The following is a 26,207-nucleotide window of genomic DNA, read 5'->3' on the forward strand; positions in this document are numbered from 1 at the left end:
CCAAAGAATGGGTTCAATCATACATGGGAAGCGGCACGCTTCCCATCACGTTATTTTTCAACCTGCTGAACGCTGATACGCTGTGTTTCGTCCATCATGGCGGCTTTGGCGCGGATACGGGCCTCAAGCTGGTCGATCATGTCGCTATTATCCAGACGATCTTTACGAACGCCATCTTCATAGAGACCACTTTTCTTGTTACCGCCGGTCACGCCAAGAGTTGACACCAGTGCTTCACCCGGACCGTTTACCACGCAGCCGATGATGGAGACGTCCATCGGGGTGATAATATCTTCCAGACGCTGCTCCAGGGCATTCACCGTGCCGATCACATCAAACTCCTGACGCGAGCAGGTTGGGCAGGCAATGAAGTTGATCCCACGCGCGCGAATGCGCAGCGACTTCAGGATATCGAAACCGACTTTGATCTCTTCGACCGGATCGGCCGCCAGCGAGACGCGCAGGGTGTCACCGATGCCTTCAGAGAGCAGCAGCCCCAGACCGATCGCAGATTTTACAGAGCCACTGCGCAGGCCGCCCGCTTCGGTGATCCCGAGGTGAAGAGGCTGGTCGATCTGCTTTGCCAGCAGACGATAAGACTCTACCGCCAGGAACACGTCGGACGCTTTTACGCTGACTTTGAACTGATCGAAGTTAAGGCGATCGAGATGATCGACATGACGCATCGCGGATTCGAGCAGCGCCTGTGGCGTAGGCTCGCCGTATTTTTCCTGCAGGTCTTTTTCCAGGGAACCGGCGTTAACGCCGATACGGATAGGAATATTTTTATCGCGGGCGCAGTCCACGACCATGCGGATACGCTCTTCGTTACCGATGTTGCCCGGGTTAATGCGCAGGCAATCGACGCCGTATTCGGCCACTTTCAGCGCGATGCGGTAGTCGAAGTGAATATCAGCCACCAGCGGAACGCTGACCTGCTGTTTGATCAGTTTGAACGCCTCAGCGGCATCCATGGTCGGGACGGAGACGCGAACAATGTCCGCGCCTACACGTTCTAATGCTTTGATTTGATTGACCGTCGCTTCTACATCGGTAGTGCGCGTGTTGGTCATCGACTGAACGGCGATAGGTGCCCCATCGCCGATTGGCACATTCCCAACGTAAATCCGTTTCGATTTTCTACGTTGAATCGGAGCCTGGTTATGCATGAAAAATCTCCCGCGTTGCCCGTCTGTTACTGTGCTGCTGATTGTTCGGCATTAACGGTAAGACGTGCAACCTGGTTAGTTCTGATAAAGCGGCTCAGGTCGATAGGTTTTCCTTGATACTGGATCTGTACCGCTGCCGGAGCGCCGATTTTAAGTTTATAGGGAGCCTGGCCGGTTAGGTTTAACGTGCCATCTTTACGCTGCAGGCCGCTGAACAGTTTTTTACCTGTCGCGTCAGTCACTTCCAGCCAGCAGTCGGCGCTGAAGTTCATCACCAGCGCGTTGGGATCGGCTGCTGTCGCCGTACCCGCCGGGCTGGTTGGCAGAGTCGCTGCGCTATTGTCCGCAGGCTGAGTAGCCGCAGGCGCGTTCGCCGCTGTATCAACATTAGCCTGAGAAGGGGCAACAACCGCGTTTTGATCCTGAGCCTGCGGCGCAGCGGTGTTAGCCGTTGCTGCCGGAGCCTGTGCTGCATCGGTCGCCGACGCGTCTGGCGCTGCGGTCTGTGGCTCGCTTGAGGACGCTGCACCGTCGGTATTTAGCGGCACGTTCTGGGCATTCTCACTTCCGGCCTGGTTGAGTTCGGCGGAGGATTGATCGGCCATAGTGGTAATCTCTTCCTGCTGGGCCTTGTGGTTTTGCCACCACCATGCGCCGGTCAGACCGATCACCACAAACAGCACCAGCCAGGTAAAGCTCATCAGCCAGCCATCGCGTTTTTTACGACGTTTCCCCAGGGAGAAGGTCTGCATCGGCGCAACTTTTGCTGCACGGACCGGTGCCTGCTTCTCCATCATTGGCAGTAATTCGTTTTCGGGGATATGCACCAGTTTTGCGTAAGAGCGGATATAACCGCGCAAGAACGTTGAAGCCAGATCGGCAGGTGCCTTATCTTCTTCAATATCGCGAACCGTGGAAACCTTCAGGCACAAGCGTTCCGCAACGGCTTGCTGGCTGAGTCCGAGTTGTTCACGGGCGTTGCGAAGACGAACGCCAGTGGAGAGTGCTTCATGTTGGTCGTGAGTGGCTTCAGTATTCATTCGCTACAACTACTGGTACGTGAAAAATAAGGGTTCAGGTGCCGGTGAGTCACAATGCCACCCGCACCGCGAAACTTCTGGTCAGTTAACCTTGAACAGAGAGTATAAGACTGTCAGCCCGGAGATGACAGTACAGCCCTGCCCGTACGGCTAAACTGTTGTTACGTCGTTACATACTGCCCGAAAGTCGGATGAAACGCACCGTAATTATTGTTCAGTCATCACGAATCTGACTGATTATTCAGTAAGGTTATGTCTCACGGCGCAGATAATGCGCCGTGAGTGCATAATAATCAAACAGCTTTAACCGCGATCGTCTCGCCCTGCATGCGTTTACGCAGGGTACGCTTGGTGCGGTCAATAACATCACCTGCCAGCTGTCCGCATGCTGCATCAATGTCATCACCACGGGTTTTACGCACGATGGTGGTGAAACCATACTCCATCAGCACCTTGGAGAAACGGTCGATACGGCTGTTCGAGCTACGGCCATACGGCGCGCCCGGGAACGGGTTCCACGGGATCAGGTTGATTTTGCATGGTGTATCTTTCAGCAGTTCAGCCAGCTGATGCGCATGTTCGGTACCGTCGTTGACGTGGTCAAGCATCACGTACTCGATGGTGACGCGGCCCTGGTTGGCGTTGGATTTCTCCAGATAGCGACGCACCGCAGCGAGGAAGGTTTCGATATTGTACTTTTTGTTGATCGGCACAATTTCGTCACGAATTTCGTCGTTTGGTGCATGCAGGGAGATCGCCAGCGCAACGTCAATCATATCGCCCAGCTTGTCCAGCGCAGGCACAACGCCAGAGGTAGACAACGTGACGCGACGCTTGGACAGACCAAAACCGAAGTCATCCAGCATGATTTCCATCGCCGGAACGACGTTGGTCAGGTTCAGCAGCGGCTCACCCATCCCCATCATCACCACGTTGGTGATTGGGCGAGTGCCGGTCACTTTTGCCGCGCCGACGATTTTCGCGGCACGCCAGACCTGGCCGATAATTTCTGAAACACGCAGGTTACGGTTAAAGCCTTGCTGCGCGGTTGAGCAGAATTTGCACTCCAGCGCACAGCCAACCTGAGAGGAGACGCACAGCGTCGCGCGGTCTTCTTCCGGGATGTAGACGGTTTCAACGCGCTGATCGCCGACCGCAATCGCCCATTTGATGGTGCCATCCGCGGAGCGCTGCTCTTCCACCACTTCCGGGGCGCGAATTTCAGCCACTTCTTTGAGCTTATTGCGCAGGACCTTGTTGATGTCAGTCATGTCATCAAAATTGTCGCTGCAGTAATGGTACATCCACTTCATGACCTGATCGGCACGAAACGGCTTTTCGCCCATCTCTTTGAAGAACTCGCGCATCTGCTGACGGTTCAGATCCAGCAGGTTGATTTTTCCATTTTTATTGGGAACCGCAGGAATGGCGACTTCGGAGGTATTCACTAATTCAGACATAATATTTTCCGGCCTCGTTGTTACACGTTATGGCCCATGGAGGGTTGAATAGAAACGCCCCGGAAAGCGGTCTGCTCGTCCGGGGCGTTGCATTGTACAAAGTCTGGCGCAGGGATGCCACGTCTGGACGCGGCATTTACGAAAATAATGTGTAAACGAAACCGTTAAATTAACGGGTGCGTGGACACACTTCGCCTTCTGCGAAGAAGAAAGCGATTTCGCGTGCAGCAGATTCAACAGAGTCAGAACCGTGGGTACCGTTCTCGGTGAAGCTGTCCGCATAGTCAGCGCGCAGAGTGCCTGCCAGCGCGTTGTCCGGGTTGGTTGCGCCCAGCAGGTCGCGGTGACGCTGTACTGCGTTTTCGCCTTCCAGCACGGATACCACGATTGGACCGGAAGTCATGAACTCCACCAGGCCGTCAAAGAATGGGCGACCTTCGTGCTCAGCGTAGAAGCCGCGCGCCTGCTCAACGGTCAGGTGCAGCATTTTGGTGCCAACAATTTTGAACCCTGCAGATTCAAAGCGAGCGAAGATGCTGCCAATAACGTTTTTTGCCACCGCGTTTGGTTTGATGATGGAAAAAGTACGTTCAATAGCCATGATAACCTCTGTCAATGTTCTGTTGTTTTGCATACCTGAGTATGGTGTGGCGCGGATTATAATGAGCAATAGCGCCATTGCCTATGGATTCAGGTAACATTTTTTTAAAATAAGACGAGTTTTAGCAACAGCTCACATCTGAAAGCTGTTTTCAGATTACTGCAGCGTAAAATTCACCGTCGCGACCTGCCCGGTCTCATCCATAACGAGTAACTGATAATCGCCAGATTTATCAAGCTGTAATGTGTAAACTCTTCCCTTCACATTCAGCGGTTCACCGTTCAAAAACCACCAGCGCTCACCGCTATTGCCGGTCGCCTGAAGCGGCAGCGAAACGCGGGATTCCCCCGGCAGACGTTTGATGACGGCCCCTTCACGCACGCCTGTCAGGATGAGTGGCGCAGGTGCGTCCTGCGACAGCGGAGGACAGGTGGTTGATGAAGAAGGAACCCGTACCGCGCGACGCTCGGTCGCCGGCAGCCACGGCTCCAGCGGCAGCGGCCAGACATCCAGGACTTTTTCAGTTGCATCAGGGCAATCTGCCGCCACGCGTTTACCCGTTTTATCCAGCCAGACCGGAAATCGAATGCCGCGTATCCCTTCCTGTTCGGGCAATAGCAGCGTGGGCGGTTCACTCCCTTCCAGCAGCCAGGTCGACAGGCGACGCCGACAGTTTTCGCTTCCTTCCGGCAGCGACTGGCCGCCCGGCCAGCAGATCACGCCCCGCCCTACGCTCTCCGGACGCGGGTCGCGCGGCAGGCGGGCTTCGTCTACCGTTGAGCGTGACTGAAGCAGGTTGTTTACCTGATTTAAGAGTGGAACCGCGCTGGCGAAACCAAACTGCCCCGCTACGGGCGTGCCGTCCGGTCGTCCTGTCCAGATGCCTATTACGTAACGGGCATTCAGACCAATCGCCCAGGCATCACGGTAGCCGTAGCTGGTGCCGGTTTTCCACGCCAGCGGCGCGATTTGCGGTAGCGCATTATCCGGGAGCGGCTGCGCCTCGTTCGCCAGAATACGGCGAATAATCCACGCCGAGCCTTGCGACAGCAGCGGACGTTCAATGAGCGGATCGCCCGGCCGTAAACGCAGCCTTCCCGCCTTACCGTGTCGGGCAAAGGCGCTGTAGGCCGCTGTGATATCCGCCAGCCGGGCGCCTGCCCCGCCGAGGATCAGGGACAGATTCGGCTGCGCACCCGCGGGCAGGATCAGCGGCAATCCCGCGTTGCTCAGCATCCCGGCAAAACGTTTTGGCCCGTAGGCTTCCAGTACCTGTACCGCGGGCAGGTTGAGGGAGCGCACCAGCGCTTCACTCATGCTGACCGGTCCGTGGAACCCACTGTCAAAATTCCCGGGGCGATAATCACCGGTTTTTCTGGGAACGTCCTGGAGCAGCGAGGCGGGATGGATCAGGCCATCGTCCAGCGCCATACCGTAAATAAAGGGCTTTAACACCGATCCCGGGGATCGGATCGCATTGACCATATCCACGTGGCTGAAACGCGTGTCATCGTTAATATCCACCGAGCCGACCCAGCCGCGCACTTTCATATCCGTATGATCCACGACGATCATCGCCAGCGAGCTGCGTGCCGGCAGGCGAGATTTCCAGTTCATCGCCAGCTCTTCCAGCTGCCGCTGTAGCCCGGCATCCAGCGTGGTGACAATTTTAGTGTCGCGGCTTTTGCCTAGCATCATGCGCGCAAAGAGCGGTGCCAGCTGCGGCATCTGCCGGGGCGCCAGCCATACCGATTCCTCCCGTGATTCTTTGACCTGCTTCGCAGACCAGACGCCCTGCGTGACCATGCGGTCGAGCACTTTGTTGCGCGCCGCTTCTGCCCGTTCAGGCCATCGGTCCGGACGCAAGCGGCTGGGTGCCTGCGGCAGTACCGCCAGCAGCGCCGCTTCGGAATAGCTGAGCTGCGACGGCGGTTTGCCGAGATAGGTCCAGCTTGCCGCTCCGACGCCCTGCAGCGTGCCGCCAAACGGAGCGCGGTTGAGATAGAGGGTGAGAATGTCTCGCTTGGAAAGATGCCACTCCAGCTGCATCGCCCGCCAGAGCTGACGAACTTTGCCGCCAAAGGTGCGCGGATGTGGGTCCAGCAGGCGTGCCACCTGCATTGTGAGCGTGCTTCCGCCAGAGACGACTTTGCCAGAACTGAGATCCTGCCAGGCAGCGCGCAGGACAGAAAGCGGGTTTACGCCAGGGTGATCCCAGAACCAGCGATCTTCATACTGGATCAGCGCCTCAAGGTAGCGGGGAGAAACCTCTTCAATGGTAACCGGGTAGCGCCAGATACCGTCGCTATCGGCAAAACGCCAGAGCGGCGTGCCCTTCTCATCCACCACCACCCGGGCGGGGTTAACCTCTTTCAGAGGCAACGGCCACAGGCGGTCGGCGGCGACGATCAGCCCCCATAAAACGAGAAGCGCTCCCGCCAGCCATAGCCAGCGGGAGCGTGTCAGACGTGCCATTCGCATATTACGGAACAACAATCAGCGGGCCGCTGGCCGCCCCCGTTGCCCGCCACTGCGGAACGTACATAGACTCCACCATCGGGACCGGCACCTGATAGGTTCCCGGCGTCACGGCGCGCGCCAGATAGACCAGCGTGACTGGCTGACCTTCATTTACCGGCACGGCGGCCACAAAGCGGTCGTCGCGGAATTCCATATGCTGAATGTCCGCCTGCTGCATCTGGCTGAGCAGGTTCTGTACTTCGCTACCGCTGTCCTGCAGGCTGGCGCTGCTGCTTGCCAGGTTCTGGTTTTCCAGCTCCAGACCCGCAGGGAGGAGATCCACCACCAGCGCATCCGGCACGTTCTGGCTGGCTTTAACTTCCAGCCACACCAGCACCAGCTCACCGCTCTTCAGGGTAGAGAGTGATTTAGTGCTGCCGTCGGTTGCCAGTATATGACGTTCAACCTGCAGCACGTTCGCGCTCGGCTGAGGCGCGTATTCCGGATAGCCGGTGCTGTCCAGACGCACCCACAGCGGTGTTGTCCCTGTATTGGTCACCTGCAGCGCACCAAGCTGGTCGCCGCTCACGTTTTGTACCAGTGACTTATCGCCGCCAGATGCGGTCTCAGACAGAGAGGTTTTCGCCTGCCATGTACCGGACAAGGTTTGTAGCGAACGTCCGGCCAGGAACAGCGCATTGCTCTCCTGCGTTGACAGCCAGCGCTGGCTGAAGGCCTGTTCAGACAGAGCATTCAGCAGCGTATTCTGCGCATCCGGCAGCAGCTTGTACTCCTCCAGCAGGGAGAGCATCAGAGCGTTATCGCGAAGCTGGCTGCCGTAATCGGCCATCCAGGTTTTGCTGTCGTTACGCGGCGTTTTGAGTGCCAGGTCCAGCGCCTGCTGGCTGCGCGGTGCATCGCCCATCAGTTTGAGCGCCATGCCCAGCTGCATCAGCGGCAACCCGGAAGCCGCCTGCTCGTGGCGATCCCAGATTTCACGCAGCGCGCCCAGCGGCGCTTTTTGCTGACGTGCCAGCACCAGCGCGGCATAGGCCTGCACGGCGAACTTGCTGGCCTGAGTATCATCGCTGTAGCGAATGGACATCATTCCCGGATCCTGCAGGTAGCGCAGCAGGCGGTTATTGGCATTATTCACCGCATCGGCAGGCACGCTGTAGCCCTGCTCGCCCGCGCGCACCAGGAAGTCGGTCACGTAGGCCGTCAGCCAGTACTCTTCCGGGCCGTTTTTATCCCATAGCGCAAAACCACCGTCCTCACGCTGCATCTGCAGCAGGCGAGAGATGCCAATATCAATCGCCGCACGGCGCTTATCATCGGTGTCGCCTTTGATGCCAAGTGCAGTCAGCTGCGCCGCGTTGGTGTAGAGCGACGGGAACAGGCCACTGGTGGTCTGTTCCAGGCAGCCATACGGATACGCCTGCAGTTCGCGAATATAGCGCGCCAGGTTAAGCGGTGGTTTGCCGCTCAGCAGCAGCTGTCCCTGCAGGGTAGCAGGAGAGAAACCGTTACTATGCTGCGCCGGTGCGGTCCAGGACTCGCCGGGATTCAGCATGGCACCGGTATTCACCGTCTGCGCCGGGAATGCCGGACGCACGCCGATTTTCCAGCTCTTCTGCTGCGGGGCGAAGGTCTCACCCGGGAGCTGCAGGCCGGTCACCTGAGCGATCACTTCACCGTCACCATAACCGTCCAGCGCACGCACCGGAATAAACAGGGTGTTGCGTGCGCCAGGAGACAGCTGAATCGGCTGCGGCTGCCCGCCTTCCAGCGACAGTTTTCCTGTCGCGGTCAGGGCGACGTTCAGCGTTTGCGGCTGGTCGGTGAGGTTAGTGATATCCAGCGTCAGCCGCGAGGTATCCCCGCTTGCCAGGAAGCGCGGCGTATTAAGCTCGGCAATGACCGGCGCGGCCACCACAACCTTGCTTTCACTGCTGCCGAAATCGTCCTCCGTCCAGGCCTGCGCCATCAGACGCAGCTCACCGTTGAAGTCTCCTATTGGCAGCGCAACCGTGCCTTCTCCGTTGGCATCCAGCGTGACCGGCTGTGCCTGCTGGGCAATAATGGTGACGTGGTTCACCGGCGGCTTACCGCCGCGCTTAAGCTCATCACCGTCACCACCAAAGCGCAGCGCGGCCAGGCGGCCCTGCCCTTCGATGACCTGGCCATAGATATCGTAAATGTCCGCGCCATAGCGCTTCTGGCCGAAGAAAGCCTGCCACGGATCGGGCGTAACGTAATCGGTAATATTCAGCACGCCGCTGTCCACCGCAGATACAAGCACGTTCACTTTCTGCGGCACCGCCCCCTCTTTCACGCTGGCTTTCACCTTCACTGAGAGCGTCTGGTTTGGACGCATTTTCTGCGGGTTATCGATCGCAATGTTCAGACGGCGATTTTCATCGCCCATCGGCAGATGCAGCAGGCCGACCGCGCGTTTCGGCGTGGCGGATTTGGATTTATCACCAGGACGCACCACCAGCGTGCTCAGATAGAGATCGTGACGCTTCCAGGCTTTGTCGACCGGGATAGCGAGATCAAGCCCGTTTGCCGGTACGTCGATCTCTTTCCACCACAGCGGCCCTTCGCTGGACTCGATCATCGCATAGCCCTTACCTGCTGCCGGCGCTGCAATGTGCAGGTTAATGGTATCGCCTGGCTGATAGGCTGGCTTATCCATTTTAAGCGTCACACGGTCAGGCCGAGCGGCCCCGGTGCCGTCGCTGTTATCCTGCCAGCTGTAGCCTGCCCAGAAGCGCACGCTGCTGACCATCTCATCAGGCGCTTTAACTTCCAGACGGTATGAGCCCCACTCCACCGGGAAGGTGACTTTACCCGTCTCGTCAGCCTTGAGAGTCAGCTCCTGCTCGCCTTCGACCAGGTCTTTCTGATCGAACTGCGACTGCCAGCCTTCGCTCTCAGACCAGTTCCAGAAGTAGTCACGGCGCTCGCGAATGAGACGAACCTGCAAACCGGACACCGCTTTTTTCGCGCCGCTGGCATCGGCGTAAACGATGTCGAAGCTGGCATTGCCGTTCTCGTCGACAATCGGCTGGTTGACGGTGGTATCGGTTCGGTAGTCGTAAACGGCTTTACTGGCGAACTGAGGGCGGATACCCGGCAGCTCAGCCGCAGGCCAGATTGCCTGCTCAGCGCGACGCGTCACCGGACGACCGCCCGACTCCAGCAGGCTGGCCTGCAGGATCAGCTGCAGCGGAGAGTGCACTTCTTTCCACTGGCTTTCGGTAGAAACCTGCCCACGCCCCTGCTCATCAAGCGTAAGCTGCACTTCATCCAGACTGCGGCTCAGGTTCTCCTCAGCGATATCGCCAAACTGGAAGCCCGGCAGCGCAGCCACCGCGTCACGCAGCGGACGCAGGAAAAGCTGGCCCTGCAGAGAATTACCGTTGGCCGGTGCGCCATACAGGTAATAGCCCACCACGTTAAAGTCGACGTTATCCTGCGGTGATAGCGGCGATTTTTGTCCGCTCAGGTTCAATGCCATACGCTCGGGCATGAAGTCTTCGACGTGGAAGTCCCACAGGCGCTGCAGGTTATCGCCCGTGTTGGCACGGATATGCCACATACCGGTCTGCGCTCCGCTGTCCAGCGGATAGTTAAAGCGATAGAGCCCATTCTCTGGCTTGACGACAATCGTACGCGCGACCTGTCCATCCGGGCGCAGCACGTCAAGCTTCACGGGCTGATCGGGAAGCGGCTTACCGTCACTGTCGCGCAGTAAGCCGTTGAGGATCACCGTTTCACCCGGACGATAGAGATCGCGCGGGCCAAACATGAAGAATTGCTTGCTGTAGCCGGGGCTACCGGCAATATCGAACTCCGCCAGATCCAGCGCCGGAAGCTTGAGGTCAAGCAGCGTGGTCTGGCCGTCTTTGCTCGCCAGAATTAGCGCGGCTTCTTTGTCCGTTTCAAGCTTCGCATGACCGTCAGCGTCGCTCTTCGCCTCAGCGAGAGTCTGGCCTTTGTCGTTCAGCAGCGTGACGGTCACGCCGGACTGCGCCGCACCGTTTTCCAGACTCTGAGTGAAAATATCCAGGCGGTTATGGTAACGGTGAGCGGACAGACCAATATCGCTTAAGGTAAAGAGCGTTGCGGCGTTGCTGTAGTTGTAGTGCCCCGCCTGGTTCATGACCGCGATGTAAACGCCAGACTGCTGGAGCGGTTTAATATCCTTCAGGGGCAACAGCAATTTTTCGCGCGTATTGCGCGCCGGATTAAGATCGAATCGACCGGTGTAAACCAGCTCCGCCATCTTCAGCAGGTTATCGGATTCCCAGTTGGTCAGCGAGTTACGGTACTCCCACTGGCTGACAAGGGAGGCCAGCGATTCCGGCTTCACGCGGTAAAAGTTGACATCGACATTGTTGACGTTGAGCGCCATCACCGGCAGACCTTCCACCACCTTACCCGGCAGCAGCGAGCCGCGGCTGGCAAAACCAACGGTCGGTTCAATGTCCCGGGTGGTCAGGGCTTTTTCATAATCAATGCCAAACGTCGCCTTGTTCAGCGCCTGCAGGTCACGTTCAACGGTGACGACCAGGTTACGGTTAGGTTCCAGATGGCGCAGTCGAAGCTCTTTCAGGTTAGGCGCAAGTTCCCACGCCCCGTCAACCTTGCCGCTTTTCTTATCCACGACATGCACCGTTTTGGCGAAATCCTGATCGGGATTTAGCGGAACAGAAAAGGTCAGCACCAGCGTGGCGGCACCGTCGAGCTGAACTTCAGAGGTATCCAGCAACGTCAGCGCTTTTCCCTGACTCTGGGCAGCCAGTTTAGCCAGCGTGTCAGCATTGGGCTTTTCCGCGGCTTTCGGTGTGGATGCGATGGATGCCGCGGGAGCCGCAGCCTGGGGTTTATTGTCGCTGTTATCACAGCCGACAAGCGTAAACGTGGTAAGCAGCGCAAGAGAGAGCGCGGCTAAGCGAAACGGTTTCATCCTTTATCCCTGGCCCATGGAGCCTGTTGGTCGTCGTCCGGATAAGTATTATCCGCAAGTTTCATTAATTCAAAAAGGCCAATTTTAAAATCTGGAAAGCGTCTCGCAGAATGGCATCACGTCGCTACGCCGTGATGGAACCGCGATCACAGCACATAACGTCACATGTTACCTTTCAAGTCATTTGTTTTTAAAACAAGAAGATAGCTGGCTAAGCTCGCCTGAAGGCTGCTAGTTTTATGACCATGACGCACCCCGAGTGCGCGGTTCAAAAAGAGAGAAAGCCATGAAACGAGCCGTGAACGCCCTACAAAATTTCGGAAAATCATTGTACGGACCGGTACTTATCTTACCGATCGTCGGTCTGTTTATCGCCTTTGGTAACGTGCTGGGTAACGGTAATCTCGCCGAGTACCTGCCGTTTCTTGGACATCCTCTGATTCAGCATACTGGTCAGCTTATCGCGAAATCTGCCGTGTCGGTGCTGGTTAACCTGGCGCTGGTGTTTGCCGTCGGTATCCCGATTGGTCTGGCGACGCGTGATAAAGGCTATGCCGCGCTGATTGGCCTGGTCACCTTTATCGTGTTCATCAACGCCATGAACGTCACGCTGCAGCTGCAGGGCGCGCTGGCGCCAGTTGCCCAGATGAAAGCGGCCGGACAGACCATGGTGCTGGGCGTGCAGGTGCTGGAGATGGGCGTTTTTGCCGGGATCCTGACCGGGGCGCTCTCCGGATATCTGTACAACAAATACTCCGGCGTACAGTTTAATGGCGCAATGGCGATTTACTCCGGCCACTGTTTTGTCGCCATCGTCATGCTTCCCGTCTCCATGCTGCTCGGCGTGGTGATGAGTGAACTGTGGCCGTTTGCCCAGCACGGCATTAGCGCCCTGGCGCTGGCCATCAAAGGCTCCGGGCCGTTTGGCGTGGCAATCTACGGTTTCCTGGAACGTATTCTGGTCCCCACCGGCCTGCATCATCTGGTTTATACCCCGTTCCTCTATACCGAGCTGGGCGGCACGCAGGAAGTGTGCGGCGCAACCTATCAGGGCGCGCGCAATATCTACTTCGCCGAGATGGCCTGCCCGGACGTGAAGCAGCTCAGCAGCACCGTGGTGTGGGACGCGCGCGGCATCAGCAAGATGTTCGGCCTGCCAGCCGCCGCGCTGGCGATGTATATGACCGCAAAGCCGGAGCGTAAAGCCATTGCGAAAGCCATTCTGATCCCGGCGGCGCTGACCTCGCTGCTGGTCGGCGTAACCGAGCCGATTGAGTTCTCCTTCCTGTTCGTCGCTCCGCTGCTGTTCGTGGTGCATGCGGTGCTGACCGGCATCGGCATGATGCTGTTCTCGCTGCTGGGCGTTCACGCCATCGGCGCCAACGGGATTATCGACTTCATCCTCTACAACCTGCCGCTTGGCACGGAGAAGTCCAACTGGCCGATGTACATCGTGGTCGGGCTGATCATGTTTGCCCTCTACTTCGTGGTGTTCCGCTTCCTGATCCTGCGCTTCAACATGAAAACGCCGGGCCGTGAGGATGACGATCGGGAGACGCGCCTCTACAGCAAGCAGGAGTACCAGGCGAAGGGCAATAATGACGGGCTGGGCGAATCCATCGTGACGGGTCTGGGCGGTAGGGAAAACATCGAGGTGGTGGACAACTGCTACACCCGCTTACGCGTCACGGTGAAGGACGTCGCCATTATCGACGAGCCGAGGCTCAAGGCGACCGGCGCGAAAGGGATTATCAAACAAGGTAACAACGTTCAGGTGGTCTACGGGCTGCACGTCAAAAAAATGCGAGAAGCCGTTGAGACGTTTCTCTGAAAGGAGCTAAAGATGTTTATACCCCCATTCATTCTGTCGATTGCCGGCGGCGGTAGCACCTACACGCCGGGCATTGTGAAAAGCCTGATGGTGCGCCTGCAGGATTTCCCGCTGGCTGAAATCCGCCTTTATGACATCGACGAGGCGCGCCAGAACACCATTGCGCCCGTCGTCGAAAAGGTCATTCGCGACCACAGCCAGAGCATCAAGTTCACCGTTACCAGTGACCCGGAAGTGGCGTTCAGCGACGCGCATTTCGTCTTCGCCCAGATGCGCGTCGGCCAGTACAAGATGCGCGAGCAGGATGAGAAGATCCCGCTGCGCCACGGCGTGGTCGGGCAGGAAACGTGCGGGCCCGGCGGCCTGGCGTACGGGCTGCGCACGATCCTGCCAATGGTGGAGCTTATCGATCTGGTCGATCGCTACGCGCACGAAAAAGCCTGGATCGTGAACTACTCCAACCCGGCGGCGATCGTCGCGGAGGGCGTGCGCCGGCTGCGTCCGGACGCGCGGGTTCTTAACATCTGCGATATGCCGGTGGCCGCGATGCGCAATATGGGGGCGATTCTGGGTGTCGATCGCCGCAGGCTGGAGGTGGACTACTTCGGCCTGAACCACTTCGGCTGGTTTACCCGCGTGCTGGTGGACGGCGAAGACAAGCTTCCCGAGCTGCGTAAACATATCGCGAAGTTTGGCCTGCTGACGGAAGATGCGGCCAAAACCGACCCGCAGCACTCGGATCCTTCGTGGGTAAAAACCTGGCGCAACATTAAGCCAATCATGGACAACTTCCCGGAGTATCTGCCGAACCCGTACCTGCAGTACTACCTGATGCCGAACCAGATTGTGGAGCATCAGAACCCGGACTATACCCGCGCCAATGAAGTCATGGACGGGCGCGAGAAAAAGCTGTTCGCCGCAGCTGAAGAATACAAGCGCACCGGGATCCTGCCGGATGCCTTCCACGTGGGCGTTCACGGCGAGTTTATCGTCGATGTTGCCTGCTCGCTGGCCTTTAACCTGCGGAGCCGCCATCTGGTGATGGTGGAGAACCGCGGCGCGATTACCAACCTGCCTTACGATGCGGTGGTGGAAGTGCCCGCTTATATCACCTCCGAAGGGCCAGAACCGATTCGCGTCGGTCAGGTGCCGCTGTTCCATCAGACCCTTTTGCAACAGCAGCTCGCTTCTGAACAGCTGCTGGTGGAGGCGACCATCGAGGGCTGCTATGAGAAAGCCCTGCAGGCGTTTACCCTCAACCGCACCGTGCCGACCATGGAGCACGCGAAAGCGATTCTGGATGAGATGATCGAGGCCAACCGCGACTACTGGCCAGCGCTGCAAAAAGCCTGGCAGGACGGCGAACCGGTGAAAAAATAGGGGCTTGCTCGCGAGTTGAACGTGGTTTGCTTGTCGGTGTCAGAAAAAACACCGACAATCCTTTTTTACGGAAAAGAATGGAGGCAACCCATGTCCACCTCATATTTTGTCGCCGCCGACTGGCTGATTGAGCACGGTGACGATCCGGAAGTTCAGATTATTGACGCGCGTATGGCCCCGGCCGGGCAGGAACACCTTCGCGATATGGTCGCGGAATACCGTGCCGGACATCTGCCTGGCGCGGTATTTTTTGATATCGAAGCCCTCTCCGATCGCAACTCTCCCCTGCCGCACATGCTGCCGCGCCCGGAAGCGTTTTCCGTGGCGATGCGCGAGCTGGGCGTAAGCAAAGACAAACACCTCGTTGTTTATGATGAAGGTAACCTCTTCTCCGCACCGCGCGCGTGGTGGATGCTGAAAAACTTCGGTGTGGAAAAAGTCTCTATTCTGGCGGGCGGGCTGGCGGGCTGGAAGCGCGACGAGCTGCCGCTCCAGCAGGGCGACGTGACGCTGCCGGAAGGCGAATTCGATGCCACGTTCGACGCGCACGTGGTAAAACGCCTGACCGACGTGCTGGTCGTGAGCCATGAAAAAACGGCGCAAATCGTCGATGCCCGTCCTGCTCCGCGCTTCAATGCCGAAGCGGATGAACCGCGTCCAGGGCTGAAGCGGGGGCATATTCCGGGGGCGCTGAACGTGCCGTGGGGCGATCTGGTGTTTGAGGGAGAGCTGAAAACCACCGACGAACTGCGCGCCATTTTTGACCGTGCCGGCGTTGATTTACACCGTCCGATTATTGCCAGCTGCGGCTCCGGCGTAACGGCCTGCGTGGTGATCCTGGCGCTCGCCACGCTTGGCGTAAACGACGTCACGCTTTACGACGGTGCCTGGAGCGAATGGGGTGCGCGGGACGATCTGCCTGTCGAACCCGCGAAATAATGGATAACCGCCTGGTCACGCTGTTAACGCGCGGGGCGTCGCTGACCCGCGCGGAGTATCGCGTCCTCGCCCACCTCACGGAGCACCCGCTGCTGGTGGGCAACATCACGGTTCGCGAGCTGGCGCAGGCGACGTTTGTTTCTACCGCCACCATCATGCGGCTGTGTCAGAAGCTGGGGTTTAGCGGCTTCAGCGAGTTTATCTGGCACTGCAAGCAGCTGCTCTCCGACACGCCGCATATTGCCGCCCAGGCGCCCTCCCTTCCAGAACTCCCGGTGCTGTTTAATCAGTTTATCGCCAACTATCAGCACACCTTCCAGTGGGTCACGCAGGAGAAGCGCCAGCAGTTTGCCGACCTGCTGCGCCAGAAAGAAAGCTTCTTTCTCTACGGGGCCGGGTTTTCCTATCTGTTTGCGGAGTACCTGACCAAGAAGCTGCAGGTGCTGGGCAAAACGGCGTTTATTTCCGGGCCGGGAGACAGCCGGAATATTTTCCTCAGCAACGCCTCACGCTATCAGGTGTTTATTGCCGTCTCGCGCAGCGGCGAAACGGAGCAGGTGCTGGATAAAGCGCGGATTGCCAAAAACGTCGGTATGACGATTGTCGCGTTTACCCGCGCCTCGGCCAATACGCTGGCGGGGATGGCGGACGTGCATTTTGCCCTCTATGACGAAGCGGTACACTTCGCCGCCGAAGCCGCGGGGGTGACGTCGTTTGAGTCGAATCTGGTGCTGCTGATGGATTTACTGCTGCTGGAAGCAACGGGGTGATATTCACCCCGCCGTAATCAGATGATGCGGTTGGTTTTGAGATCGCGCAGGAAGCCGCCCCAGCGACGCTCGTAGAACGGGGTGATGTGCTCGGTAATAAAGTGGCTGATGCCCTTCTCGCCGTTCTTCACCTGGCAGATATCAATCGGCTCGTCGCCCGGCAGCGTGTCGGTCGCCACGCTTCCCGCCGCCTGAATGATGTCGTCGATATCGCCGTCCGCCTCAATACCAATCAGCAGCACCGGCTGCTCGTCCGCACGCTCTTTAATGGAGCAGAGAAACGCGCGTCTAACCGGTTTCAGGGTTTTGAACAGCGTCGTCAGGGAATCAATCATCTGCGCGGGCGGCTCGGCCACTTCAGACAGCAGCAGCGTTTCGCCCCCTTCCAGCACTTCCTGGGTGCTGAGCGGGTTGCCCTCTTCACCTAACAGATGGCTGATTTCACGCGGCGTAAACTCTTTCCCGGTCGGCAGCTTCGCGTTAAGGAACAGCGTCTGGCCCAGCGTCATTTCGAACAGGGTACGCACCGGCATCACCACGAACGCCTGTTCGTCTTCTACCGCTTCCTGCAGGGCTTCCAGCGAGGTAAAGAACGGGATCACCGACGTGCCGTCGTCTTTCTCCCAGTGCAGCAGATCCAGCGCGCTGTCTTCTACAACCTGCTCACCTTCCGCCGCGGTGCCCGGCACCCAGACGGTGGATTCCAGCAGCGTGCGGAAAAATGCCGGACGGTGGGCGGGCTCGGTCGCCGCCTGCTCCAGCAGGGTTTCTAATTCGTTTTTGGTTTCGGACATAACAATTCCAGATGATGCATTTCCCCTCACCCCGGCCCTCCCTCAAGGGAGAGGGAGCAAACCATGCCCTCTCCCCTTGGGAGAGGGTTAGGGTGAGGGCAATAAAGATTACTCAGCCGTCAGCAGGTTCGCCACGGTACGCACGCCCAGACCGGTCGCGCCAGCGGACCACTGCTCAACCGCCGCTTTACGGTAGGTTGCCGAGCAGTCGATGTGCAGCCAGCCTTCGTGATAATTATCAACGAAGTGGGACAGGAAGCCTGCCGCCGTGCTTGCACCCGCAGGGTACGCCGCGCTCGCGGTGTTGTTCAGCTCGGCAAAGTTGGACGGCAGCTGGCTGCGGTGGAACTCGGCCAGCGGCAGACGCCAGAACGGTTCGTTTTCGGCAGCGGCGCTTGCCAGCAGGCGAGCGGCCAGCTTGTCGTCAAAGCTGAACAGCGCGTGGTAGTCGTTGCCCAGAGCGGTTTTTGCCGCGCCGGTCAGGGTCGCCATGTCAATAATCAGCTCTGGCTTCTGCGCAGACGCGTCGATCAGGCCATCGGCCAGCACCAGGCGGCCTTCGGCGTCGGTGTTCATCACTTCGACGTTTTTGCCGTTGCGATAGCGAATGATGTCGCCCAGCTTGAAGGCGTTACCGCTCACCATGTTGTCCGCGCAGCACAGATACAGCTTCACGCGCTTGTTCAGACCGCGGGTGATGGCGAACGCCAGCGCGCCGGTGATAGTTGCCGCGCCGCCCATGTCGGACTTCATGGAGTCCATGAACGCGCTCTGCTTCAGGCTGTAGCCGCCGGTATCGAAGGTGATACCTTTACCCACCAGGCAGGCAAAGACCGGCGCCGCTTTATCGCCGGTTGGGTTGTAATCCAGCGCCAGCAGGACCGGAGGACGCTCAGAACCACGACCCACGGTGTGGATGCCCATGTAATTCTGCTCGCGCAGATCTTCACCTTTGGTAATGCGGTAGGACATCTTGTCGCCCGCCACGCCGCACAGCAGGTCAACCGCGCGCTGCGCCAGCTGCTCAGGACCAAGCTCTTCCGCCGGGGCGTTGATGGTGTCACGCACCCAGTCGATGATTTGCAGGCGGCTTTCCAGCTCTTTTTGACCGGCAGCGTCAAGGTTTGCCCACTCAATTTTGCGGGTGCCTTTCGGCCCTTTGTAGCCAGCCCAGAATGCCCAGCTGCGGTCGGTGTCCCAGCCTTCGCCTTCCAGGGACACATGCTTAATGCCCAGGCCGTCAATTTTACGCGCGGCGCGCTGGATCAGGCCCAAATCATCGTTGCCCGTCAGGTGCAGGGTAATGCCGTCGTTGTTGATGCTGTAGGTGGCTTTCTCGCCCCAGCGCGCATCGGCTGGCTGCGTAGAGAGCGTAATCTTCATCGCTTCGGTCATTTTATTTATCCTTATTAGCAAACGGGCCGCCTGAAGGCAGCCCATAGAGTCTCTTTCCACTAAATGATTCGCGTTGCAGGAAGGCGGCAAGCGAGTGAATCCCCGGGAGCAGAGATAACTCTGTGACCGGGGTGAACAAGCGCAGCCAACGCATCGGCAACGTGAAGCATGACGTGGAAATTATTCTGCTTCATCTAACCAGACTAACAGAATCGCCTCCAGAATTTTTTCATTGGATGCGTTTGGATCGTCGTCGAAATCCTCTAAATCACAGATCCACTGATGCATGTCGGTGAATCTTACGGTCTTAGGATCGAGATCCGGGTTCGCGTCGTAGAGCGCTTCGCCGATTTCACGGCTGTCTGTCCACTTCAGTCCCATATCAATGCTCGCGTGCGTGGTTGATGGTGTAGCGTGGGAATTCCACGACCAGATCTTCATCGGTCACTGCGGCCTGGCAGCTCAGGCGGCTGTCAGGCTCCAGACCCCATGCTTTATCCAGCATGTCGTCTTCGTCTTCGGTGCTCTCGGCGAGAGAGTCAAAACCTTCACGCACGATGCAGTGGCAGGTGGTGCAGGCACAGGATTTTTCACAGGCGTGTTCCACTTCGATACCTGCACGCAGGGCAACATCGAGAATGGTTTCACCGGTCTTCGCTTCCAGAACAGCGCCATCCGGACAGAGGTCCGCATGAGGCAAAATAACAATCTTTGGCATATTAAACCTCGTCCACGGACTGGCCTTTCAGCGCGACGCGGACAGATTTGTCCATGCGGCGAGCAGCAAAGTCCTGGGTTTGTTTATCAACGTTTTTAATGGCTTCTTCTATTGCGTCAGCGTCATTACCTTCTGCTACTGCGCTTAAATGCGCGGCAGCGTCGTCAATCACCTGGCGCTCAGCGGCGCTTAACAGCGCGGCATCGGCAGCGAGCGCGCCGTTCAGGCTCTCCAGCACGCGGGCGGCTTCAACTTTCTGTTCAGCCAGCATACGCGCCTTCACATCCTGCTCGGCGTAGCTCATTGAGTCCTGAATCATGGAGGCGATTTCGCCATCGGTCAGGCCGTAGGACGGCTTCACCTGAATGGACGATTCCACGCCGGTGGATTTTTCCATCGCCGTGACGCTCAGCAGACCGTCGGCATCCACCTGGAAAGTGACGCGAATATGCGCCCCGCCCGCAGGCAGCGCCGGGATGCCGCGTAGCGCAAAGCGCGCCAGAGAGCGGCAGTCCTGCACTAGCTCGCGTTCGCCCTGCATCACGTGGATGGACATCGCGGTCTGACCGTCTTTGAAGGTCGTGAACTCCTGCGCGCGCGCCACCGGAATAGTGGTGTTACGCGGGATCACTTTCTCTACCAGGCCGCCCATGGTTTCTAACCCGAGCGACAGCGGGATGACGTCCAGCAGCAGCATTTCGCTGTCCGGCTTGTTGCCGACCAGAATATCAGCCTGGATTGCGGCGCCCACGGCAACCACTTTGTCCGGGTCGATGGAGGTCAGCGGCGTGCGGCCAAAGAATTCGCCCACGCTCTCGCGCACCAACGGCACGCGGGTCGAACCGCCGACCATGACCACTTCCAGCACTTCGTTCGCCTCAACGCCCGCATCTTTCAGTGCACGACGGCAGGCCAGCAGGGTGCGTTTCACCAGCGGGGCAATCAGATCGCTGAACTGGTCGCGGGCGATCTCACCCTGCCAGCCCGCAACGTTTACGGTAACCGTCTGCGCATCGCTCAGGGCGATTTTAGCGTCGATGGCCGCATCCAGCAGTTCACGCTGCACGCGCGCATCGCTGCGATCGCTGATGCCCGCCTGCTCGCGAATGTAATCCGCCAGCAGATGGTCGAAGTCATCGCCGCCCAGTGCGGAATCCCCGCCGGTCGCCAGCACTTCAAATACCCCGCGGCTTAAGCGCAGGATCGAGATATCAAAGGTACCGCCGCCGAGATCGTAAACCGCAATGACCCCTTCCTGACCGGAGTCGAGGCCGTAGGCAATCGCCGCCGCCGTCGGTTCGTTCAGCAGGCGCAGCACGTGCAGGCCCGCCAGACGCGCAGCGTCTTTGGTGCCCTGACGCTGTGCATCGTCAAAATAGGCCGGAACGGTGATGACTACGCCGTCCAGATCGCCGCCGAGCGTCGCCGTAGCGCGCGCGGCCAGCGCTTTGAGGATGTCGGAGGAAACGCGAATCGGGTTCAGCAGACCGGCCGCGGTCGCAATCATCGGCAGGCCGTTTTCACTGGCCTGCAGCTGATACGGCAGATGCGGATAGCGGGTCTGAATATCGGCCAGCGAGCGGCCCATCATGCGCTTTACGGAGCTGATGGTGTTGGCCGGATCGCGCGCGGCGTTGGCGCGGGCGTCATAGCCGACCGCGTGACCCTGCTGCTGGTAGTGGACCACGGAAGGCAGCAGATGGCGGCCCTGCTCGTCGGCCAGCGTTTCCGCCTGGCCGCTGCGCACGGTCGCCACGAGGGAATTGGTGGTGCCCAGATCGATACCCACCGCCAGACGACGCTGGTGCGGTGCGGCACTTAAGCCAGGCTCACTAATTTGTAATAAGGCCATAATTGCTTCCGAAATTAAAAATCGAGCAGCTTTTCTTCGAGTTGTTCAGCACTGCTTCGCAGTTTATCGAGAAAACGGAGTTTGCGCACAGTGTCTGCCGCCGCGTCCCAGGTCTCGTTGTTCAGTTGCTCCACCATCTGCTGATGGCGGGTATCGAACATGCCCTTCACGCGCGTGATGAAGCTTTCCAGACGCGCTTCGTCTTTGGCCTGTTCAATCTCATCCAGCTCTTCGCGAAGCTCCAGCTGTTCCATCAGAAACGCGGTGTCGCGCACGGTATGCTGTTCGCTCGCCAGATCGAAACCGTGGAGCGAGAGCAGATATTCTGCACGCGCCAGCGGATGGCGCAGCGTCTGCCAGGCCTGGTTGATGGTCGCAGAGTGCGATACCGCAGCCAGCTGTTCTGCCTGAGTACCACTGGCGAATTTATCCGGATGATACTGACGCTGAAGATCCTGAAAACGGATCGTCAGCGCCTGGAGATCAATCGGGTATTGAGCGGGTAGTCCGAAGAGAGTGAAGTAATCCATAACAATCTCAGGGGTAGCCTGTTAGAACAAACCCCACGCGTAGCGTGTAACGCCACGGTGGGGTTTCGGATGACGCGCGGTTAAACGTGGAAGCTTTCGCCGCAACCACACTCGTCTTTGACGTTCGGGTTCGTGAATTTGAACCCTTCGTTCAGGCCTTCTTTAACGAAGTCCAGCTGAGTGCCGTTGAGGAATTGCAGGCTTTTGCCATCGACCACCACCTTCACGCCCTTGTCTTCAAACACGGTGTCGTCAGACGCCGGCTCGTCAACAAACTCCAGTACGTAAGCCATACCAGAACAGCCGGAGGTACGTACGCCCAGTCGCAGGCCAAAGCCTTTACCACGGTTCGCCAGAAAAGAGCTTACTCGCGCGGCAGCGCTGTCGCTAAGGGTAATCGACATACTCAAACCTCAATTATTTTGCTTCACGTTTGCTTTTATAGTCCGCAATGGCGGCTTTGATCGCGTCTTCTGCCAGAATTGAACAGTGAATTTTCACCGGTGGCAGTTCGAGTTCTTCAGCAATATCGGTGTTCTTGATTGCCTGTGCTTCGTCCAGGGACTTGCCCTTCACCCATTCGGTGACCAGGGAGCTGGACGCGATAGCAGAACCGCAGCCGTAGGTCTTGAAGCGCGCGTCTTCAATGATACCTTCATTGTTGACTTTAATCTGCAACTTCATCACGTCGCCACACGCCGGTGCGCCAACCATGCCGCTACCGACAGATTCGTCGCTGTTGTCAAATGAGCCAACGTTGCGCGGGTTCTCGTAATGATCGATGACTTTTTCGCTGTATGCCATGATTGAATTCTCCTTATGTACCGATTAGTGATGTGACCATTCAATGCTGTTCAGATCCACGCCCTGCTTGAACATTTCCCACAGTGGAGAAAGGTCGCGCAGACGGCCGATGGAGTTGCGAACCAGCTTGATGGTGTAGTCAATCTCTTCTTCGGTAGTGAAACGACCTAAAGAGAAACGGATAGAGCTGTGTGCCAGCTCGTCGGTCATGCCCAGCGCGCGCAGCACGTAGGATGGCTCCAGGCTTGCAGACGTACAGGCAGAACCGGAAGAAACGGCCAGGTCTTTCAGCGCCATGATCAGCGATTCGCCTTCAACATAGTTGAAGCTGACGTTGAGGATGTTCGGTGCGCCCTGCTCGAGATCGCCGTTCAGATACACTTCTTCCATATCTTTCACGCCGTCCCACAGACGGTTACGCAGCGTACGCAGGCGCGCCATCTCGGTTTCCATCTCTTCTTTTGCAATGCGGTACGCTTCGCCCATGCCCACGATCTGGTGAACAGGCAGAGTGCCGGAACGCATGCCGCGCTCGTGACCGCCGCCGTGCATCTGTGCTTCGATGCGGATACGCGGTTTACGACGAACGTACAGCGCGCCGATCCCTTTCGGGCCATAAATTTTGTGGCCGGAGAAGGACATCAGGTCCACTTTCAGCTGGCTCAGATCGATAGGCAGTTTGCCCACGCTCTGGGTCGCGTCAACGTGATAGATGATACCGCGCGCGCGGCACATTTCGCCGATGGTTGCGATGTCCTGAACGACGCCGATTTCGTTGTTGACGTGCATGATGGAAACCAGAATGGTGTCATCACGCATGGCCGCTTCAAGCTCTTTCAGGTCGATGATCCCGTTGCTCTGTGGCGCCAGGTAAGTCACTTCGTACCCTTCACGCTCCAGCTGGCGGCAGGTATCCAGCACGGCTTTGTGTTCGGTTTTGCTGGTGATGATGTGCTTGCCTTTTTTCTGATAAAAGTTGGCTGCACCTTTGATCGCCAGGTTGTCGGATTCGGTCGCACCGGAGGTGAATACAATCTCACGCGGGTCGGCACCCACCAGGTCGGCAATCTGATTACGGGCGATATCAACCGCCTCTTCAGCATGCCAGCCAAAACGGTGTGAACGGGAAGCTGGGTTACCAAAGTTTCCGTCCAGGGTCAGACACTGCATCATTTTCTCGGCAACACGCGGGTCCACCGGCGTGGTTGCGGAGTAATCGAGATAAATCGGTAATTTCATTGCTCTTTAAACTCCGTACATCGCTTCAATGCAAGGAATCAGGCAACCGGCTGGATGTACGACCGAGTACGCGGGGCGTGACCGCCCCGGCCTGATTCTGAAATCTTTATCGTTTTATTACGCGCGCAGTTTGACGTCGATAGCGTCCTGCGCGCGGGTGCTGCGTTGGGAATCCTGACCGTGCTGACGACCAGAGACATCCAGAACTTCCTGGTTATTGACCAGTTCACCCAGGGTGATGTTGTTCAGGAAGCCGGTGAGACGGTCGCTCAGATCGCGCCACAGCGCGTGGGTCAGGCATTTATCGCCGCCCTGGCAGCCGCCTTTACCCTGGCAACGGGTCGCGTCAACGGATTCGTCAACTGCGCTAATCACTTCACCAACTGCAATACTGCCCGCGTCTTTACCCAGCAGATAACCGCCGCCTGGGCCACGAACGCTGGAAACCAGTCCATTTTTACGCAGTCTGGAGAACAGCTGTTCCAGGTAAGAGAGGGAGATCCCTTGTCGTTCAGAAATATCAGCCAACGGAACCGGGCCCGCTTCGGAGTTGAGCGCAACGTCCAGCATCGCGGTCACGGCATAACGCCCTTTAGATGTCAGTCTCATGTCTTACTTAACCTCAAACTCGCCCCTGCCCGGGGTTTTTTATTGTAAAATGGGGGTATTGCATAGCAGGGCCAAGTCTGACATTCCTGACTAAAATGGTCAACTATTTACTTGACTGTTTTAGTCAGGTATTTAACCTTCCGTGCCGTTTTACCTGGGTGCGGCCTGATGCCCTGACCCCGGCCCTCTCCCACGGGGAGAGGGAGAAAACAAACCGGCACTACTCTTTATTCTTCTGCTCAATCGACGCCAAAATCCCGCGCAGGATGTTCAGCTCCTGGCTTTCCGGGCGAGCGCGGGTAAACATACGGCGCAGCTTGTTCATCACCTGGCCCGGGTGGCCTTCACGAATAAAGCCGGTTGAGAGCAGCGTCTGCTCCAGGTGGCCGTAGAAGCGCTCAAGATCGTCCACCAGCGGGTAGGCCGTCTCTTCTTTCTGTTCGACCGGTTTCTCCTGCGTCGCCAGCCACGCCATACGCACCTCATAGGCGATAACCTGCACCGCCATCGCCAGGTTCAGCGAGCTGTACTCCGGGTTTGCCGCAATGGCGACGTGATAATGACACTTCTGCAGCTCGTCGTTGGTCAGGCCAACGCGCTCGCGGCCAAACACCAGCGCAACCGGCGCCTGCTCCGCTTCTGAGACGCTTTTCAGGCCGCATTCGCGCGGGTCCAGCATCGGCCACGGCAGCGTGCGTGAACGTGCGCTGGTGCCAACAACAAGGCTGCAGCCGGCCAGCGCTTCGTCAAGGGTATCGACGATCTGGGCGTTGCCGATCACGTCGCTGGCACCGGCCGCCAGGGCGATAGCCTGCGAGTCAGGTTTCACCAGCGGATTAACCAGCCACAGGTTCGTTAAGCCCATGGTTTTCATAGCGCGGGCAACGGAGCCCATGTTGCCGGTGTGCGATGTTTCGACCAGCACGATTCGAATGTTTTGCAGCATAATTTTTAATGTCTGAATTCAGCGTCTGAAGAATATTCCGGCATATTATCATAAACGGGAGACATAATCCGATCCCACTGCTATACTCTGCGCCGATTTTCCTGTTCTTTAACATCCAGTGAGAGAGACCGATGCATCCGATGCTGACCATCGCCGTGCGCGCAGCGCGCAAGGCGGGTAATGTAATTGCCAAACACTACGAAACGCCAGACTCCGTAGAAACCAGCCAGAAAGGCAGCAATGATTTCGTGACTAACGTCGATAAAGCCGCAGAAGCGATTATTATCGAAACGATCCGCAAATCTTACCCGCAGCACACCATCATCACCGAAGAAAGCGGTGAACATGAAGGTACCGATCAGGATGTTCAATGGGTTATCGATCCACTGGATGGCACCACCAACTTTGTTAAACGCCTGCCACACTTCTCTGTGTCTATCGCAGTACGCATTAAAGGCCGTACTGAAGTCGCCGTTGTTTACGATCCAATGCGTAATGAACTGTTCACCGCTACCCGCGGTCAGGGCGCACAGCTGAACGGCTACCGTCTGCGCTGCAGCAACGCACGCGATCTGGACGGCACCATCCTGGCGACCGGTTTTCCGTTCAAGGCGAAACAGCACGCGACCACCTATATGAATATCCTGGGCAAACTGTTTACCGAATGCGCTGACTTCCGCCGCACCGGTTCTGCC

At 57.9% G+C, this 26,207-nt stretch carries 22 protein-coding genes; 5 read left to right on the top strand and 17 right to left on the bottom strand.

Features of this window, described 5'->3' with window-relative positions; translation table 11 throughout:
• Positions 1 to 50 precede the first annotated feature (50 nt).
• From ispG to DEO48_RS13745, 6 genes are all read right to left on the bottom strand, one after another.
• Positions 51 to 1,169, bottom strand: a complete 1,119-nt coding sequence (gene ispG / locus DEO48_RS13720) for a flavodoxin-dependent (E)-4-hydroxy-3-methylbut-2-enyl-diphosphate synthase (protein WP_023308814.1) — start codon at positions 1,167 to 1,169, stop codon at positions 51 to 53.
• Between the two features lie 26 nt (positions 1,170 to 1,195).
• Positions 1,196 to 2,209 carry a cytoskeleton protein RodZ gene (gene rodZ / locus DEO48_RS13725; RefSeq protein WP_109845495.1) on the bottom strand — a complete coding sequence of 338 codons (1,014 nt, stop codon included), beginning with the start codon at positions 2,207 to 2,209 and terminating at the stop codon, positions 1,196 to 1,198.
• 293 nt (positions 2,210 to 2,502) lie between these two features.
• Positions 2,503 to 3,669, bottom strand: a complete 1,167-nt coding sequence (locus tag DEO48_RS13730; protein ID WP_014171168.1) for a bifunctional tRNA (adenosine(37)-C2)-methyltransferase TrmG/ribosomal RNA large subunit methyltransferase RlmN — start codon at positions 3,667 to 3,669, stop codon at positions 2,503 to 2,505.
• A gap of 169 nt (positions 3,670 to 3,838) precedes the next feature.
• On the bottom strand, positions 3,839 to 4,270 hold the full coding sequence (ndk, locus tag DEO48_RS13735) for a nucleoside-diphosphate kinase (protein ID WP_003860625.1): 432 nt from the start codon (positions 4,268 to 4,270) through the stop codon (positions 3,839 to 3,841).
• A gap of 156 nt (positions 4,271 to 4,426) precedes the next feature.
• Positions 4,427 to 6,751: a peptidoglycan glycosyltransferase PbpC gene (gene pbpC, locus DEO48_RS13740; RefSeq protein WP_109845496.1), complete on the bottom strand. Its 2,325-nt coding sequence runs from the start codon at positions 6,749 to 6,751 to the stop codon at positions 4,427 to 4,429.
• A 1-nt stretch (position 6,752) separates the two neighbouring features.
• On the bottom strand, positions 6,753 to 11,705 hold the full coding sequence (locus tag DEO48_RS13745; protein WP_109845497.1) for an alpha-2-macroglobulin: 4,953 nt from the start codon (positions 11,703 to 11,705) through the stop codon (positions 6,753 to 6,755).
• Between the two features lie 286 nt (positions 11,706 to 11,991).
• On the opposite strand from DEO48_RS13745, the gene DEO48_RS13750 reads away from it, so the two are divergent.
• The 4 genes from DEO48_RS13750 to DEO48_RS13765 all read left to right on the top strand — a co-directional run bounded on the left by DEO48_RS13750 (position 11,992) and on the right by DEO48_RS13765 (position 16,625).
• Positions 11,992 to 13,536 carry a PTS transporter subunit EIIC gene (locus DEO48_RS13750; RefSeq protein ID WP_059446143.1) on the top strand — a complete coding sequence of 515 codons (1,545 nt, stop codon included), beginning with the start codon at positions 11,992 to 11,994 and terminating at the stop codon, positions 13,534 to 13,536.
• A 12-nt stretch (positions 13,537 to 13,548) separates the two neighbouring features.
• Complete coding sequence (locus DEO48_RS13755; RefSeq protein ID WP_109845498.1) at positions 13,549 to 14,916, top strand: 6-phospho-alpha-glucosidase; 1,368 nt, start codon at positions 13,549 to 13,551, stop codon at positions 14,914 to 14,916.
• Positions 14,917 to 15,006: 90 nt separating this feature from the next.
• Positions 15,007 to 15,855: a 3-mercaptopyruvate sulfurtransferase gene (gene sseA, locus DEO48_RS13760; RefSeq protein WP_109845499.1), complete on the top strand. Its 849-nt coding sequence runs from the start codon at positions 15,007 to 15,009 to the stop codon at positions 15,853 to 15,855.
• Complete coding sequence (locus DEO48_RS13765) at positions 15,855 to 16,625, top strand: MurR/RpiR family transcriptional regulator (protein WP_109845500.1); 771 nt, start codon at positions 15,855 to 15,857, stop codon at positions 16,623 to 16,625. The genes sseA and DEO48_RS13765 overlap by 1 nt, the downstream gene beginning before the upstream one ends.
• Before the next feature lie 17 nt (positions 16,626 to 16,642).
• Here DEO48_RS13765 and sseB read toward each other — a convergent pair whose 3' ends face one another.
• The 11 genes from sseB to trmJ all read right to left on the bottom strand — a co-directional run bounded on the left by sseB (position 16,643) and on the right by trmJ (position 25,512).
• A complete protein-coding gene (sseB, locus tag DEO48_RS13770; protein ID WP_109845501.1) occupies positions 16,643 to 17,419 on the bottom strand; it encodes an enhanced serine sensitivity protein SseB in 777 nt (258 codons plus the stop codon).
• A gap of 108 nt (positions 17,420 to 17,527) precedes the next feature.
• Positions 17,528 to 18,814 (bottom strand): aminopeptidase PepB, encoded by a 1,287-nt coding sequence (gene pepB / locus DEO48_RS13775; RefSeq protein WP_109845502.1) that lies wholly within the window; start codon positions 18,812 to 18,814, stop codon positions 17,528 to 17,530.
• Positions 18,815 to 18,994: 180 nt separating this feature from the next.
• Positions 18,995 to 19,195, bottom strand: a complete 201-nt coding sequence (gene iscX / locus DEO48_RS13780; protein ID WP_003860650.1) for a Fe-S cluster assembly protein IscX — start codon at positions 19,193 to 19,195, stop codon at positions 18,995 to 18,997.
• Position 19,196: 1 nt separating this feature from the next.
• On the bottom strand, positions 19,197 to 19,532 hold the full coding sequence (fdx, locus tag DEO48_RS13785; protein ID WP_003860652.1) for an ISC system 2Fe-2S type ferredoxin: 336 nt from the start codon (positions 19,530 to 19,532) through the stop codon (positions 19,197 to 19,199).
• A gap of 1 nt (position 19,533) precedes the next feature.
• Positions 19,534 to 21,384 (bottom strand): Fe-S protein assembly chaperone HscA, encoded by a 1,851-nt coding sequence (hscA, locus tag DEO48_RS13790; protein ID WP_109845503.1) that lies wholly within the window; start codon positions 21,382 to 21,384, stop codon positions 19,534 to 19,536.
• A 14-nt stretch (positions 21,385 to 21,398) separates the two neighbouring features.
• Entirely contained in the window at positions 21,399 to 21,914 is a 516-nt protein-coding gene (hscB, locus tag DEO48_RS13795) for a co-chaperone HscB (RefSeq protein ID WP_048976602.1), read from the bottom strand.
• 80 nt (positions 21,915 to 21,994) lie between these two features.
• Positions 21,995 to 22,318 (bottom strand): iron-sulfur cluster assembly protein IscA, encoded by a 324-nt coding sequence (gene iscA, locus DEO48_RS13800; RefSeq protein WP_003860659.1) that lies wholly within the window; start codon positions 22,316 to 22,318, stop codon positions 21,995 to 21,997.
• 13 nt (positions 22,319 to 22,331) lie between these two features.
• On the bottom strand, positions 22,332 to 22,718 hold the full coding sequence (iscU, locus tag DEO48_RS13805; RefSeq protein ID WP_003860661.1) for a Fe-S cluster assembly scaffold IscU: 387 nt from the start codon (positions 22,716 to 22,718) through the stop codon (positions 22,332 to 22,334).
• A gap of 24 nt (positions 22,719 to 22,742) precedes the next feature.
• A complete protein-coding gene (gene iscS / locus DEO48_RS13810) occupies positions 22,743 to 23,957 on the bottom strand; it encodes a cysteine desulfurase (RefSeq protein WP_008502157.1) in 1,215 nt (404 codons plus the stop codon).
• A 117-nt stretch (positions 23,958 to 24,074) separates the two neighbouring features.
• Entirely contained in the window at positions 24,075 to 24,566 is a 492-nt protein-coding gene (gene iscR / locus DEO48_RS13815; RefSeq protein ID WP_023308826.1) for a Fe-S cluster assembly transcriptional regulator IscR, read from the bottom strand.
• A gap of 220 nt (positions 24,567 to 24,786) precedes the next feature.
• Entirely contained in the window at positions 24,787 to 25,512 is a 726-nt protein-coding gene (trmJ, locus tag DEO48_RS13820; protein ID WP_029741152.1) for a tRNA (cytosine(32)/uridine(32)-2'-O)-methyltransferase TrmJ, read from the bottom strand.
• 131 nt (positions 25,513 to 25,643) lie between these two features.
• Between trmJ and suhB the strand changes: the two genes are divergently transcribed.
• Positions 25,644 to 26,207: inositol-1-monophosphatase (suhB, locus tag DEO48_RS13825; protein WP_109845504.1), on the top strand; the 564-nt coding region annotated here is incomplete at its 3' end.

It is taken from the genome of Enterobacter sp. CGMCC 5087 (genome assembly GCF_003144775.1).
In the GTDB taxonomy this organism is placed as follows: Bacteria; Pseudomonadota; Gammaproteobacteria; order Enterobacterales; family Enterobacteriaceae; genus Enterobacter; species Enterobacter cloacae_M.